Genomic DNA, 15,743 nt, shown 5'->3' with positions numbered 1-15,743 from the left:
GCATACGCCCGGAATTGTTATTCTGCCAGCTTTCTATATCTCTCGTATCTCTCTTTTGCAGTATCTTCTGCCTTCTGATAAAGTTTTTCCGCAATGTGAGGAAATACGTTTTTAAGTGAGGAATATCGTATCTCCCCCTCAATAAATTCTCTGAAAGATTTTGTCGGCTCTTTAGAATCAAGTACAAATGGATTTTTGCCTTCTTTTTTAAGCTCTGGATTAAATCTATAAAGGTGCCAGTAACCAGACTCCACTGCTTTTTTCTCCTCCATTATACTTGTCCCCATGCCTGACTTTATGCCATGGTTTATACAAGGAGCGTATGCTATTATAAGTGAAGGCCCTTTGTATTTTTCTGCCTCCACAAAAGCCTTTATCGTCTGGTTCATATTTGCTCCCATTGCAACTTGCGCCACATACACGTATCCATAGCTCATAGCCATCAAGCCTAAGTCTTTCTTGCTTGTCCTCTTACCTGCTGCCGCAAATTTTGCAACTGCTCCTAATGGCGTAGATTTTGAGGATTGCCCTCCTGTATTAGAATACACCTCTGTGTCAAGCACCAGTATATTTACATCTTCTCCTGATGCTATAACATGGTCAAGCCCTCCAAAACCAATGTCATACGCCCATCCATCTCCCCCTATTATCCACTGAGATTTTTTTACAAGAAAATCTTTTTTGTCAAGTATCTCTTTTATTATCTCATTCTCTGTATACCCGCCTCTATTTATAATATCCAAAATCTTTTTAGAAGCAATTTTAGATTTATCTCCATCCTCCATCCCATCAATCCACTCTTGGAATGCAGCCTTTAATTCATCGTCAATAGGCATATTTATAGCTTCTTTCATCAAATCTCTAAGCCTTTCCCTTATCTGCTTATTTGCTAAAAACATGCCGTAGCCAAATTCGGCATTGTCTTCAAAAAGTGAGTTAGCCCAAGCAGGCCCTTTTCCCTCTTTATTAGTAGTATAAGGAATAGAGGGTGCACTTGCCCCATAAATAGATGAACAGCCTGTGGCATTTGCTATCATCATCCTATCTCCAAAAAGCTGCGTCAAAAGCTTTATGTAAGGAGTCTCACCACAGCCGGGGCATGCGCCACTGAATTCAAACAGAGGCTTTGCAAATTGACTGCCTTTTAGAGTTGTCTTATCTACTAAATTATCTTTGACATCAAGAGTTACAGCATACTCCCAATTTCTCACTTCTTTTTCTATTTGTTCTTCAGCGGGTTTCATTATAAGAGCTTTTGTAGGTGCTGGACAAACATCTGCACAATTGCCACATCCTGTACAGTCTAAAGGACTTACCTGTATTCTATACCAAAGCCCTTCTAATCCTCTTCCTATTGCTTTTTTCAGTTTAAAAGTTGAAGGCGCTTTTTTCATTTCTTCCTCTGTTAATAAAAATGGCCGTATTACTGCATGGGGGCAAACATAAGAGCACTGGTTACACTGTATACAATTGTCTATCTGCCATTCGGGTATCAATACTGCAATTCCTCTCTTTTCATAGGCAGTCGTGCCAGTAGGAAATGTGCCATCTTCCATGCCGACAAAAGCACTTACAGGAAGGAGGTCTCCTTCATTTCTTTCCATAGGTCTTTGTATATTTTTAACAAAATCAGGCTCTGGCTTTACAATTTTTTGCCCTTCTTTTGCGTTTTTCCACTCCTCAGGCACTTCTACTTTTACAAGAGCTTCTATACTTTTATCTACAGCTCTTAAGTTCATCTCCACTATATCCTGCCCTTTTTTGCCATAGGCTTTCTGTATAGAATCTTTTAAATACTTAACCGCTTCTTCAAAAGGTATTATATTTATAAGTTTAAAAAACACCGTCTGCATTATCATGTTTATTCTGTTACCCAAACCTACTTCTTGGGCAATTGATATGGCATCTATTGTATAAAAATTGATATTGTTTTTAGCTATATATCTTTTCATTGAAGCAGGTAACTTCTCCTCCAGCTCATCTTTACTCCAAGGACAATTTAATACAAAAGTCCCACCATGTTTAAGTCCTTTTAAAACATCATAATTGTAAATAAAAGACTTATTGTGACAGGCAATATAATCAGCATGATTTACCAAATAAGAAGATTTAATCGGCTTTTTACCAAACCTCAAATGGGAAATAGTGGTGCCTCCTGATTTTTTGCTGTCATACTGAAAATATGCCTGCACATACAAGTCTGTGTTGTCCCCAATTATTTTAATAGCCGATTTATTCGCCCCAACCGTTCCATCAGAGCCTAATCCCAAAAACTTACAGCTTACAGTGCCAAGAGGTGTAGTCTCTACAAATTCACTTTCTTCTAATGATGTGTAAGTCACATCGTCTAAAATTCCTATGGTAAAACGGTCTTTTGGGGAGTCCTTTTTTAAATTGTCATAGACTGCAATAATCTGAGAAGGAGTTGTATCTTTTGAGCCCAGACCATATCTACCTCCTACTATGACGGGCTTTTTATCTTTGTTATAAAATAATTTAACCACATCAAGGTACAAAGGCTCTCCTATTGAACCCGGCTCTTTTGTCCTGTCTAATACGGAAATCTTTTTAACTGTATCAGGTAAAACCTCAAAAAAGTGTTTTTCAGAAAATGGCCTGTAGAGATGTACTTTAATTAAACCCACTTTTTCTCCTTTTTTTGTTAAATAATCAATCGTCTCTTCTATCGTGTCACAAACAGAACCCATAGCTACAATTATATACTCTGCGTCCTTTGAACCGTAATAGTCAAAAAGGTGATATTCTCTTCCAGTCAGCTCTTTGTACCTCTTCATGTAATCTTCTACTATGTCAGGAACCTTTCCATAAAATTTATTAGCAGCTTCTCTTCCTTGAAAATAAATATCAGGATTTTGTGCAGTGCCTCTTACAACAGGATGTTCAGGATTTAACGCTCTGTCCCTAAACTCTTTTACTGCCCTTAAATCTAAAAGTTTCGCAATTTCCTCATATTCCACCACTTCTATTTTTTGCATCTCGTGAGAAGTCCTAAAGCCATCAAAAAAATGCAAAAATGGTACCCTAGATTTTATAGCAGAAAGATGGGCTATAAATGCCATATCCATAGTTTCCTGTACATTGGCAGAACAAAGAAGTGCAAAACCTGTTTGTCTTACTGCCATTACATCCTGATGGTCGCCAAATATAGAAAGTGCATGAGTAGAAATAGCTCGGGCACTTACATGAAACACCCCTGGCAAAAGCTCTCCTGCAATTTTATACATATTTGGTATCATTAAAAGAAGCCCCTGTGATGCGGTATATGTGGTTGTCAAAGCGCCTGCAGTTAAAGAACCATGGACAGCCCCTGCTGCACCTGCTTCTGACTGCATTTCAACAACCTTCACGGGTTGACCAAATATATTCTTCTTGCCATGGGCAGCCCATTCATCAACATTTTCAGCCATTGGAGAAGAAGGCGTAATAGGGTAAATTGCTGCAACCTCCGTAAAAGCATAAGAGGCATAGGCAGCAGCTGTATTTCCGTCCATTGTAACCATTTTTCGCATAAAATAATCCTCCTTAACCCTTAACATGGTTTTTCTATCCAGATATATTATTTCATTAAAAAAGAATAATCATGCATCTAGACATAGAAGATAATTTTAAATATTTGTCTTCAGAGTTTTAATGATAGAACAGGTTCCTTTTTGCCTTTATAAAAAATATAGTCCATTAAAATTTTTTTGTAATGCAAGAAGGAATTTGTACAAATATATAGAATATATTATGTATTAAGATGAGTGTACAAGTAAAGGAGATGTCCATTATGGAAGGATATATGACCGCTGTTGTTAAACAACATCCCAAAGAAGGTGCAAATATAATAAAAAAAGAAATACCAAAAATAGGACCTGATGAGGTACTAATAAAAGTCAAAGCCACATCTATTTGCGGCACAGACGTTCACATTTACATTTGGAATGAATGGGCAAAAAGTCGGATAAAACCGCCTAAGATAATGGGACATGAATTTGTAGGAGAAGTTGTAAAAATAGGAGAAAATGTAACCTCAGTAAAGGTTGGAGATTTAGTAAGTGCGGAGACTCACATAGTATGCGGAAAATGTAAAGCTTGTAGAACAGGAAATGCCCATATTTGCGAAAATACGCTAATACTCGGTGTTGACACAGACGGTGCTTTTGCAGAATACATTAGAGTCCCTGAAAGCAATGTATGGCTAAACGATAAAGACATACCTCTGGAGATACTATCCATACAGGAACCTCTTGGAAACGCAGTCCACACTGTTTTTTCAGGAGACGTAGTTGGAAAATCTGTAGCTGTCATAGGGTGCGGCCCTATAGGCATGATGGCAATACCACTTCTTAAGACAACAGGTGCTTCAGCTATATTTGCAATAGAACCTGTCGAATACAGAATGGAACTTGCTCATAAATTAGGTGCAACACGAGTCATAAACCCACTTGCAGAAGACGTTGTCAATATAATAAAAAATGAAACAGAAGGCTACGGTGCAGATGTAGTTTTGGACTTCTCTGGAAGTCCCACTGCAATACGACAAGGACTTAAATATATAGCAAAAGGCGGAAGGATGTCTATTTTGGGTCTTCCTGACAATGAAGTTCCTATAGACATAACAAATGACGTCGTTTTTAAAGGCATAACAATAAACGGCATCACAGGAAGGCGAATGTACGATACCTGGTACAAAGTAAAGGGTTTATTGCGCTCTGGCCTTAAAGAAGCATTAAAACCAATAATTACTCATGCCTTCCCTCTTTCTGAATATGAAAAGGGCATGGAACTAATGATAAAAGGCCAATGTGGCAAGGTTGTGTTATATCCATAAACAAAAGGAGGTAAAAAAGATGCCACTTACAAGATTAAATGAAATTTTACAAAAAGAACTCGATGAGTTAAAGACTGAAGGTCGTGCTAAAGGAAAAGAACTTATCATAGTCGATGTAAAAAAACCAGAGGGTGAAAAAGGTCCACGTTTCTTTTTAAAAGGCTTTGGAGACAAAGAATTTATAAGGATGAACTCTAACTCTTACCTCGGAATGCAATTTAATGAGGAAGTAATAAAAGTAGAAGAGGAGAATGCAAGAAAGTTTGGCATTGGACCTGGAGCAGTGAGGTTTATAAGCGGAACCTATATAACACATAGAGACCTTGAGAAAAAGCTTGCTCAATTCCACGGCAGAGAAGATGCAATGATTTTTAGCTCCGCCTATATGACTGTAGTAGGTATCATCTCCTCTTTAGTAACTCCTGAAACAGTAATAATAAGTGATGAACTAAACCACAACTGTATTATAAACGCTATAAGACTTTCAAGACCCAAAGAAAGATATATTTATAAACACCTAGACTATAAAGATTTAGAAAATGGAATAAAGAGTTTTATTGGTAAAGCTAAACGCGCCATTGTAGTCACTGACGGTGTATTCAGTATGAGAGGAGATTACGCAGATTTAAAGAAAATTCAGGAGATTGCAGACAGATATGAGAAAGATTTTGAAGAAAACATAATAACTATAGTTGACGATTCTCACGGTGTTGGCGCTTTTGGCCCAACTGGAAGAGGCACAGAAGAAATAACAGGTGGAAAAGCTGACCTTCTCATCGGTACTATGGGAAAGGCATATGGTGTAAATGGAGGTTATGTAGTATCAAACGAGGTTATAACAACTTACTTGCGAGAAAAAACTATAACTTATATTTACTCAAATCCAGTAACACAATCAGAAGCTGCTTGTGTTTTAAAAGTACTTGAAATACTCGATTGCAAAGAAGGTCAAAAAAGACTTTTACACCTCAAAGAATTAGCAAAACTTTTTAGAGAAGGAATTGTAAAATTAGGATATGAAACTGTAGTAAGCGAGCATCCAATAGTACCACTTTTAGTTAGAGATGCAACAAGAACGATAGATTTAGTAAATTACCTCATAGATAACGGTATTCTTGCAACAGCCATAAACTATCCAGTGGTACCAAGAGGTAGTGAAAGTATCCGGTTTCAAATTAACGCTGACCATACAACTTTTGATATAAATTATGTACTGAATGTATTGGAACGTTACAGAAAAGAAAGGTGGAGCTAAAATAGTTAAATTTCATCTTCTCTTTGCTTTTTAAAAGGTCTCTTAAAGGGGCTTTTTGTTGTAGACAAATAATATTTTGTATGCTATAATTGTAGAGAAAAAGTGAAAAAACCCTTTAATTTAGCCCAGCGAGGCTAAAAAGGAGGAAAATAAAATATCTATATTTGCATCCTCCTTTAGAGGGTTTTTTTGTAAACAAAAAACTCAAAGGAGGTTTTTTTATGTCAAACAAAATATACGGAATCGAAGAAACCCCCCCTATAAAACAAGCAATTCCACTATCTTTTCAGCACGTATTTGCCATGTTTGGTGCAACAATTTTAGTACCTCTTTTAACAGGTCTTGACCCAGCTGTTACCCTCTTCACATCAGGGCTTGGAACTTTAATATTCCACTTGATGACAAAAGGAAAAGTACCTGCGTATCTGGGCTCTTCTTTCGCCTTTATAGCACCTATAATAGCTGCAACTAAGCAATTTGGTGTAAGAGGTGCTTTTACTGGTATGATAGCAGCAGGCCTTGTATATATAGTGGTATTCATAATCATAAGCTTGACAGGCATCGATTGGTTAGAGAAATTGCTTCCCCCTGTTGTAGTAGGCCCTGTAGTTATGATAATAGGCCTAAGCCTTGCTCCTGTAGCAATAGCTCAAGCGCAAAAAGATTTAGCTACAGCTCTGTTTACAGCGGCATTAATAATCATATTCAGCATGTTTGGCAAAGGATTTATAAAAGTCATACCCATACTTTTAGGAACAATTGGCGGATATATATTCGCGATAACAAGAGGTCTTGTAGACTTTGAGCCTGTTTCAAAAGCTTCCTGGTTTGCAATTCCCAAATTCTCCTTCTTAACAGGACATACTCCGGAACTGGCATGGGGTGCTGTCTCTTTGGTTGCGCCGCTGGCCTTAGTCGCTATAATTGAAGACTTAGGGCACGTCCTCGTAATAGGAAATATCGTTGAAAAAGATTTAATAAAAGACCCTGGATTTCATAGAGTAATGCTAGGTAATGGCCTTGCAACATCAATTGCGGCACTTTTTGGCGGACCACCCAGCACAACTTATGGTGAAAACATTGGAGTCCTTGCAATAACAAGAGTCTATAGCTCAAAAGTTATTCAAGGTGCAGCTATAATAGCAATACTTTTAAGCTTTATACAAAAAATAGGCGCTTTGATAGAAGTAATTCCGCAACCTGTTATGGGCGGAGTGACAATAATACTCTTTGGAATGATTGCGGCAGCAGGTATGAGAACACTTGTTGAAAATAAAGTTGATTTTTCTGACAGCAGAAATCTCATAATAGCTTCTGTAATACTGACTTTGGGTGTAGGCGGTATAAAAATAGCCTTCGGAAACTTCGTCTTTGAAGGCATAGGTCCTGCCACCTTAGCAGGAATACTTCTAAACCTTGTCTTGCCCAAAATCAACTTAGCAAAAGCAAAAAAGTCAGAAAAAACTTCAACCTCAAAAGAAGCCGTTCACGAAGCATAAAAAAGAGGGGACTTCCCCCCTCTTTTTTATGCTTTTTTGTTTTGCCACAGCTCTTACAAGAAATACAAAAAAGAGCCCATACACTTATGTACAGGCTCTTTTTTTAATTATCTATAATCTCCCAAAAGTCTTATATAGTCCTCTAAACTTCCATCCTCTAAACATGTTTCAATAATCTTCTTACCAAGAGGGTCAAGTTCAGGTACTAAGAATTGCTTTAATTCTCTTTTGAAGAATTCATTTAACATCTCAGCACCTTTGTCATATCCATCATCCCCTACTTCGGGCTGCTTGTTAACTTGCAGTAATTCGCGAGGAATAAAACTTCCGTTTATTTTTAATGTATTTAAAGCATAACCGAGGAGACTGCTTCTCGCTGGTGTAACTTGATCTGGTCTAAATCTTACACTCCCTCTTCTTGCAAGATATTCACGAGCTATCCATTCGGGCATAAATCCTACTTTCCACACTCCTATATATTGGTTTGGAACGAGAATGTATCGAGTACCTGGTGTATTTATAATCTGCTGCAATAAAAGATTAGCGTGAATTACTCTTTTACCCGTTGCAAAAGGCCAATAAGAACCTACACCTTCGCTTTCGAGTCCACTTGTTCCTACTATACTTGGATTAGCGTGACCTCTCGGTGCAACTAATCTCCACAGCCAAGCAAGAGCAGGAGGCAACAAATGTAGAATTCCTATTATACCGTAGGAAGGCTTTTCTTTTGAAGAAGGTGGAGTCCTTACGCCAAAACTTCTCACGTCTACTTCTACAGCTTCATCAACTACATTTGGCATAAATCTTCTCGGCATAACTACACGAGGATTGGGACAAGGTTTGCCAGGTGCATCCATAATATGTTCCCATATAAGACACGTGGACTTAGGTACTCCTTCTATGTTTAAAAAGATTAAAGGTTCTTTCGGATATATACACAACTTTTCAAGATGAGGATCTGTTCCATATTCATTTATGTGGTCTACTCTTATAAACCAGCCTTTTTCTGCATCTTTTATAACTAACTTTTTCCCTTGCTGCAAAGCGGGATGGCACAAAGCCATATCATCAGTTACAGGTTGTAGCTCACAAGCTTCTTTTAGGTCTACGTATATTTCGTCCCCAGTCACCAAATTGCGCCCTACTTTTATACGTCCATCAGGCTCTCTGTGAATTTGCTCCAGCATCTCGCTTTTTCCGCCACCACTGGCACCTTCATGCATAATAGTCAAAATATTGTCATAAGGAGTAATTATCCTTACTGTAGAAGCATGAGCAGTAATCCATTCTTCTTTTTCACCGATTGTCAGAAGCACACCATATATTCCTTTCTTAGCACTGGGACCAAGATATAAATTATACGAAAAAAGCTCATGTAAATTTTCTAAGCGGTTATGGACAACTACCTGTTTTCCGTTAAAATGAGTATGCCTAAAAGGTGGAGCCAAATAAACAATGGCTCTTGGCAAAAAACTTTCTGGTATTTCACCTTTTGGGATAAAACCCTGTATGTCTGCAAGAGCAGTGGCAAAAAAACCTGCATTATCAGGCGCTATTAAAAGAGAAGGGTATCCGTACTCATCTCCACCAGACATAAAAGGCATGACAATTAAATTTTGCTTTTTCAGCCATTCAAAAGTTTTCTGCCTTAATTCGTCAAAATCATATCCATACCTATCCGCAAACCTGGGTTTATCTGTCTCCCCATTATCAGCAACTACAAGACAATCTGGCTCTCTTCTTCTCATATAAGGCTCAGGATAATTAACTGCTAACCCATTTTTACACCTTGCCACAGTCGCTTCTAATACTTTCCCTTTTTCTGGAACGTCATAAAAAATTTCAAAAAAGTCATTCTTCCCTCCAACAGAAATTTCGAGAAGATGTTGTCTACTTTCTGGAATTGTTATTTTAGGACACACTTTTAATATTTCTTCTACTTCTTCTGATAGTCTCATTTTATTTATAATTTCCATTGTTTCCTTATTAATAATGAGAGAAAAGTCCAACTTATACCACCTCACAATAATACGTATAAGAATATTATACAAAAAAAAATTTAGCTTTGCAATTTGAATAATAAAATTTGCAAAATAATTTTTAGTATGTATCTACATTCCGAACTTTTTGTCATAATATCGTTCTTTTACGCACATATCTTCTGTAATCTTTTACATCGATGAAATTTTTGAATCGCATTCTTGCAATTTTGATTAGTAATAGGTGATAAAAACAAAAGCACTCCTAATGGAGCGCTTTTACTTATTCACTTCAGCTTGCTTTTCTAGACCTTTCAATTTCAATATATAATTCATTTCAAAAACTGCCGCTTCTATTAGTTTATCGATTTCTTCGTCTGTTAACCTATTGCCAACCACTTTTTTTAATAAGTTAAAAACTTCCGCTTTTTTATCAGGTCCTTTACCTGGCCCTATTTGCTGCTCTATTGCTTGCACAAAAGTTTTTGCAATTTCATAGTATCTCTTCATTTTTTCCATACTAATTTTGGTATTTAAATAATCAATCAAATACCCAAGTGCGACCATTATAACGAGTTGAACACCAGCTGTCAAAATTGTCATGACCAAATCCCTCATTTATCTCCCTCCCAATATTTTTAATATTACAGAAACAACTTCTCCCCAAGTGACATAACTTTTAGGGTCATAATGTTTATCTATAATTCCTTTCATCTGTAATTTTTCAATATCATCTGTTTGCTTATAATTTACGCTTTTTAAGAATTTAATTGTGCCATTTGCAATCCCTTGTGCAAAAGCATCCGGCTTTTGTAAAAGCAAATCTAAATTTTGTGGATTTGACATAAAAGCTGTTTCAACTAGTATCGCAGGCATTACAGTATGCTTCAGTACATAAAAACTTTCATATTTTACTCCTCTATTTGTTGTTTTTAACATTTCTACTATTTCATTTTGTACATATTGGGCTAAATTTCGTCCTGCTAAACTTCTGGGATACGCGTAAGTTTCCGTACCATTTGCGGAAGGATCTGTAAAGCTATTACAATGAATAGAAATAAAATAATCTGCTTTGCTCTTATTGGCAATATCACACCTTTGCTGTAAGTCTACTGTTTCATCTTTATCTCTTGTCATTATTACACTGATATTTTCCTTCACTAAAATATCCCTTATTTTTAAAGCTATATTTAGATTTATATCTTTTTCTTTATAATCACCCACAACAGCACCAGGATCCTTTCCTCCATGGCCGGGGTCAACAGCTATTAGCATATTAATCACCACCATCAAAATAATTTTTCCAACCTTTCTTTTATCATATAATATGCAGAAAAAAATAACAAGTTTATGAAAATTATCTTCTATCTCTTTCTAAATCAAAAATGACTTTTTCAATGTACCACTTTTCAGTTCGACCTGGATATTTAACTTTAAGACGCTGTATCTGAAGCTGAAGGGATTTTTCAGCTTGCTCCATTGAAGATAAAAACATAAGTTGCCTGTACTTTTGTTTAAGATGGTAAATTTCAATCCTCGGTTTTACTATAATAGCAATTACAATTAAAAATATTATAATAGCCACATATACCATTTATTTATCTCCTTTCATATACCTTTTCTTTTATCCAATTTAAAATATCTTCAAACACTTCCTCCCGATTAATCTCATTTAAAATTTCATGTCTCTTACTAGGATAAATTTTTATATCTACTAATGTACTACCCACGTTTTTGTAAATTCCATAAAGTCTATTTACTAATCTTCCATATTCCTCCACAGGATCCTCTTCACCTGAAATTATAAAAATAGGCAAATTTTGAGGTATGTTTTGCAGTCTCTCTTTTTTATATAAATTTAAAAGTGCCCATTATTAACATTTTCCCAACAATGAAGATATATTTTTTCTTCATCTTCGCCTTTTATAAAGTACCCCTTATAATCCTCCATTTAAACTCCCTCTTAAGGTTTTTGTTATACTACCTAAATAATTCCTTTCCAAAATTATACCACTTTTAATCTCTTTTACAAATAGCTTTTTTATTTTCTTTTAATAAAAATGACCCCTTTCACAAAAATTTCGTCTATATAAAAAAACGGTAAAATATGATATAATATAAAATAACTCTTGGCAGAGTAGGTGTCTCGCGTGAAGTGCCGGAGGATGGGACGTTGCCTTCATTCTGGCAATTAGTCATAGCCATTGGAATAGGCCAGCTTATATCTTCTGTAATACTTGTACCTTATTTTATCCAATTGCTTTTCCATTTGTCATTTAAAACCGAATAAAAAGGAAAAAAGTAATACAATATAATTGGATATAAAGGAGGCACAATATATTATGGAAAGTGAAGAATTTCTTGACTTTGCACCAATTAAATTTGTTGGCATTGATGACAAAGAAGAGCAAAATCGTATAATAGATGTTCTCATGTCTGTTGTTGATCCAGAAATCGGTATAGATATTATAAACCTTGGGCTTGTTTATGAAATTCACAAAGAAGATAATAAATTATACATTATAATGACACTAACAGCATTAGGTTGCCCACTTGCTGATGTGTTGTCAAATGAGGTAAAAAACGAAGTACTTTCAATTGGAGATTATAGTGAGGTAGAAGTAAAAATTGTATATTCACCTCCATGGGATCATGATCGTCTATCTTCATTTGCAAGAATGGAACTCGGATTATAAAAAGGCGGTTTAAAACCGTCTTTTTATATAGCTCAAAAAAACAATAATTAAAAATTTAAAAAAGAATTGAATACTATCAATTCTTCAGTTAGAATAAAAGCAGAAGCAATTAAAAAAGTATTTTAGATAACAAAATAAAATTTTTTGCCAGATATAACTTAATGGGGGATAAAAATGAAGGTGTTTGATATCAAAAGAAATGATGAATGCCTTTGTGGAAGTGGGAAAAAATATAAAAAATGTTGTATGACTAGAGTAGAGCAAATTGAAAGAGAAATTTTAAGTTTACTCACTAAAGAAACCTTTATTCTTTCTGAAGAAAGGGAGTTTATTCGAGTTATAAGTATTTTATATGGTATTGACCTATCTGAAACGAAGGATTATCTCAATGTAGAAAAATTATCAAAATTGATTAAGGATACATGGACTAAGGAAGAAAATTTTTCACAAGCCGATATAATTAGAAAGTTAGAAGAAATCGCACTATTTATATTTAAAGATGAAAGATTAAAAGATCTGAGAATACCTGGTAATATACTTATAGGGATAAATTTTGAAGATGATGCAGAAGTGGAGAAAAAAATTGATAAATTAATATCATCTATGATTAATGACCAATTTTTAATAGAAAATTATCTCCTGGAAATTTCTTATGCCTTGCAAAATTACAAATTTGATGAAAAAGAGTTGCAAAATCTATTCCATTTAATAGGATTAGCTATATCAGATAAATACGAATCCCTATTAAGAGTTATCATAGTAGCTACAATGCTTGAAGTATCTGAAGCCTTAGAAGAAATAAAAAATATTAGCGAAAATGATGAGGAAAGAGAAAAGAAATTTTTTGAAATAGTTGCCAAATATCCCTCTTTTAATGAATATATTAGCAGTAAAATGCTCGATACTATTGAAGAGGACTTAAATAAAGTATTTAAAGAGCAAATAGACGTTCCTTTTTTAATAGCTTATTTATTTTTCCTCAAATTTTATCTAATAGGGTTAGAATTATATCTTTTAGAAAAATCATCGATAGATTCTGCTAAAAACCTTACATATTACATTTTAGATGAAATATTGAGAGAACCTTTAATATTGAAAAAAGCCTATGAAAGCATTTTAGACAGTTTATATGCTAAGACAGAAAAAGTTGATGACAAAAATGTAAAAGAAAGTTTTGAAAAAGTATTAGCTTTTTTAGACATGCCTCCAACTGAACAAAGAATAGAAATATTTAAGAAGTTACTTTTAATAAATATTTTTGGTTATCTTCGCACTTTCCCAAAGTATATCGAAGAAATTGATGAAACAGTAGAAATTGAAGCATTAGTTTCTAATGAATTTTTTAATAAATACACTTCCTATTTAGAGAGCAACCATTTGATTAAAGAAAGTAACTTATTAAAAAAATTTTATTATGATTTTAAGAATAAAATGAACAATTTAAATAAAATCGCCCCACTTATTCTAGAAAAAATCAAATCATTAACAACTTAATTTTAAGTAGGAGCTAAATAATTATTTGGCTCCTACTTGCATTGTTCTATATAATCAACCATCAAAATTTGCCTCAATGATTTTGTCCACATATTTAAAAATTATCTGCTGCCCTTCTGGATCCCCATATTTAACTTTGTAATTACCTGGCCATTCCGGATTTATAGGTCCAAGCCACGAAGGAGCTCCTTCATCAGGTACCCCATCATTATCTTTATCCCATTTGCTATCCCAGTACCACCTGTAATTCTCCGCTTCACCTATACTAAAATATGACAGTACTATTTTGGGTGGGATTTGAACTATTTTTTAAGGAATTAATTTCTCCTGCAGTAAATTTATTTTCATCTGTGCCATCTTTAGAATAGTCAATTACAACAAGATTGAAATCTGTTTTTCTATCGCTTTTAAATCAATGTTTTGCAACTGATACATAAAATTTTTTATGTACACGATGCTACAATTGAGCCTTTTTCAGAAAAGATAAAATGTGCTGTATCGGAAGCTTGATCGCTTGCCCATTCTTCTGTTTGATACAAATAATTAGATAAATCTTGCTCAGAAGTAAAAATTCTACATCCTACCCAGTTGGGGTTATCGTGTAAATGTGAACCTCTTGAGTAAAAATAAGGATTATATTTATGTAGAAAAATTATCAAAATTAATAGATAAGGGGTGACAGAGGAAGAAAATTTTTCACAAAAAGCTGTAGCTAATATGTTAGAAGAAGTTTCAGTATTTATGTTTCAAGATGAAAGGTTAAGAAGGCTGAGAATACCTGGTGATATGCTAATAGGTATGAATTTTGAAGAGCAAGAAGAAGTGAAAGAAAAAATAAATGACTTGATATCTCAGATTGATGACCAAATTTTAATAGAAAATTATCTTTTGGAAATTTCTTATGCGTTACAAAATTACGAATTTACTGAGAGGGAAATAAAAAATCTATTTCATTTGATAGGATTAGCTATATCAGATGAATACAAATCTCTCTTAAGAGTTATTGTAGTAAAGTGCTTTGCAGCTATATGAAAAATTTTCAAGTAAAAATTTAATAAAGAACGAAGAAGGAGATTGCGTAGTGGTTGTCGAAATATAACATAGAGTTTCTTCCTTTGTGGGTTTTGGGTTTCGGTAATTCCTACCTTCGACACTAAAGGGAGGGAAGCCTTCTTTTTCTCAAATCTTTTTGTATCAAGTATTATAAGGTTTGATAACCCCCTAAATTAGGGGTTCATCTGATATAACTTGGTACGGGGGGAGAGGTGAATGAAAGAAAATTTTTATGGAGTTTATGAAGAAGTGTGGCATCAATGGAACGACTTTCAAAACACCATGACTATCTCAAAACAAATCGTTAGGTCGGAAATACTTAAATCTTGGGAAAGGAGCAAAATTGCAGGCGTCGATCCGTACCAGGAACAAGGACAAGAAATTATCGAGGGTGCCGCTTTAAAAGAAGTCAGAGAAAAACAAGAAGAACTAATTCAAGCTGCTAGGCCGATTATGGAAAAGCTTTTATCGCTGTCTGGTGACTATGGTTTCCTTGCAGTTTTAGTAGGAGAGGACGGTTATATATTAGAAACATTAGGGAATAACAAGGAAACTATAGACCTAGCTCGAAGAACCAATTTCATTCCTGGCGCATGCTGGCGAGAAGATAAAGTTGGCACTAACGGTATAGGAACTGCAATGGTTATAGGGCAAGCCCTTGATGTAACTGGGGCTGAACACTTCTCTCGTGGACTTCACTCTTGGACATGTACTGGTTCTCCAATTTTTAGTCCGGAAGGAAAACCTATTGGAGTTATTGATCTTTCGGGACCTTGGTACCGAGAAAATAAACTGGCATTAGCTACTATAGTATCTTCTGCAATTGCGATTGAAAACAATTTGAAGCAGAGTAAAGCCTTTAAAGAAACTTTACCTTACAGACAACTCTCAGAATACTTCTTAGAAAACAACAGTGATCCCTTATTAGTGATG

12 protein-coding genes and 1 pseudogene are annotated in these 15,743 nt (G+C 35.0%); 7 read left to right on the top strand and 6 right to left on the bottom strand.

Features of this window, described 5'->3' with window-relative positions; genetic code table 11:
- Positions 1-17: 17 nt before the first annotated feature.
- Complete coding sequence (nifJ, locus tag M663_RS0112755) at positions 18-3,530, bottom strand: pyruvate:ferredoxin (flavodoxin) oxidoreductase (RefSeq protein WP_029689194.1); 3,513 nt, start codon at positions 3,528-3,530, stop codon at positions 18-20.
- Positions 3,531-3,790: 260 nt separating this feature from the next.
- Between nifJ and tdh the strand changes: the two genes are divergently transcribed.
- The 3 genes from tdh to M663_RS0112740 all read left to right on the top strand — a co-directional run bounded on the left by tdh (position 3,791) and on the right by M663_RS0112740 (position 7,588).
- Positions 3,791-4,834: an L-threonine 3-dehydrogenase gene (gene tdh / locus M663_RS0112750; protein ID WP_029689193.1), complete on the top strand. Its 1,044-nt coding sequence runs from the start codon at positions 3,791-3,793 to the stop codon at positions 4,832-4,834.
- Positions 4,835-4,853: 19 nt separating this feature from the next.
- Positions 4,854-6,089, top strand: a complete 1,236-nt coding sequence (locus M663_RS0112745; RefSeq protein ID WP_029689192.1) for an aminotransferase class I/II-fold pyridoxal phosphate-dependent enzyme — start codon at positions 4,854-4,856, stop codon at positions 6,087-6,089.
- 221 nt (positions 6,090-6,310) lie between these two features.
- Positions 6,311-7,588, top strand: a complete 1,278-nt coding sequence (locus M663_RS0112740) for a solute carrier family 23 protein (RefSeq protein ID WP_028986133.1) — start codon at positions 6,311-6,313, stop codon at positions 7,586-7,588.
- 107 nt (positions 7,589-7,695) lie between these two features.
- Here the strand turns inward: M663_RS0112740 and M663_RS0112735 are convergent, their stop codons facing one another.
- The 5 genes from M663_RS0112735 to M663_RS0112715 all read right to left on the bottom strand — a co-directional run bounded on the left by M663_RS0112735 (position 7,696) and on the right by M663_RS0112715 (position 11,396).
- A complete protein-coding gene (locus M663_RS0112735) occupies positions 7,696-9,597 on the bottom strand; it encodes a DUF4914 family protein (protein WP_337954504.1) in 1,902 nt (633 codons plus the stop codon).
- Between the two features lie 249 nt (positions 9,598-9,846).
- Positions 9,847-10,185, bottom strand: coding sequence for a phage holin (locus M663_RS0112730; RefSeq protein ID WP_029689189.1), 339 nt, complete (start codon positions 10,183-10,185; stop codon positions 9,847-9,849).
- Entirely contained in the window at positions 10,186-10,842 is a 657-nt protein-coding gene (locus M663_RS0112725) for an N-acetylmuramoyl-L-alanine amidase (protein ID WP_029689188.1), read from the bottom strand.
- Between the two features lie 82 nt (positions 10,843-10,924).
- Positions 10,925-11,161: a hypothetical protein gene (locus M663_RS0112720; RefSeq protein WP_003870989.1), complete on the bottom strand. Its 237-nt coding sequence runs from the start codon at positions 11,159-11,161 to the stop codon at positions 10,925-10,927.
- Between the two features lie 4 nt (positions 11,162-11,165).
- Positions 11,166-11,396, bottom strand: a complete 231-nt coding sequence (locus M663_RS0112715) for an alpha/beta hydrolase (protein ID WP_219309639.1) — start codon at positions 11,394-11,396, stop codon at positions 11,166-11,168.
- A gap of 513 nt (positions 11,397-11,909) precedes the next feature.
- Between M663_RS0112715 and M663_RS0112705 the strand changes: the two genes are divergently transcribed.
- From M663_RS0112705 to M663_RS0112690, 4 genes and pseudogenes are all read left to right on the top strand, one after another.
- Entirely contained in the window at positions 11,910-12,263 is a 354-nt protein-coding gene (locus tag M663_RS0112705) for an iron-sulfur cluster assembly protein (RefSeq protein WP_004401004.1), read from the top strand.
- Between the two features lie 174 nt (positions 12,264-12,437).
- Positions 12,438-13,757: an SEC-C domain-containing protein gene (locus tag M663_RS0112700; protein WP_029689187.1), complete on the top strand. Its 1,320-nt coding sequence runs from the start codon at positions 12,438-12,440 to the stop codon at positions 13,755-13,757.
- A 675-nt stretch (positions 13,758-14,432) separates the two neighbouring features.
- A complete protein-coding gene (locus M663_RS0112695; RefSeq protein WP_004401007.1) occupies positions 14,433-14,789 on the top strand; it encodes a hypothetical protein in 357 nt (118 codons plus the stop codon).
- A gap of 237 nt (positions 14,790-15,026) precedes the next feature.
- A pseudogene (locus M663_RS0112690) lies at positions 15,027-15,743 on the top strand (GAF domain-containing protein); the annotation flags it as partial.

This window comes from Thermoanaerobacter sp. A7A (genome assembly GCF_000445185.1).
Lineage (GTDB): Bacteria > Bacillota > Thermoanaerobacteria > Thermoanaerobacterales > Thermoanaerobacteraceae > Thermoanaerobacter.
Note: the sequence above shows the minus strand (reverse complement) of the source record. Positions and strands in the feature narration are given on the sequence as shown.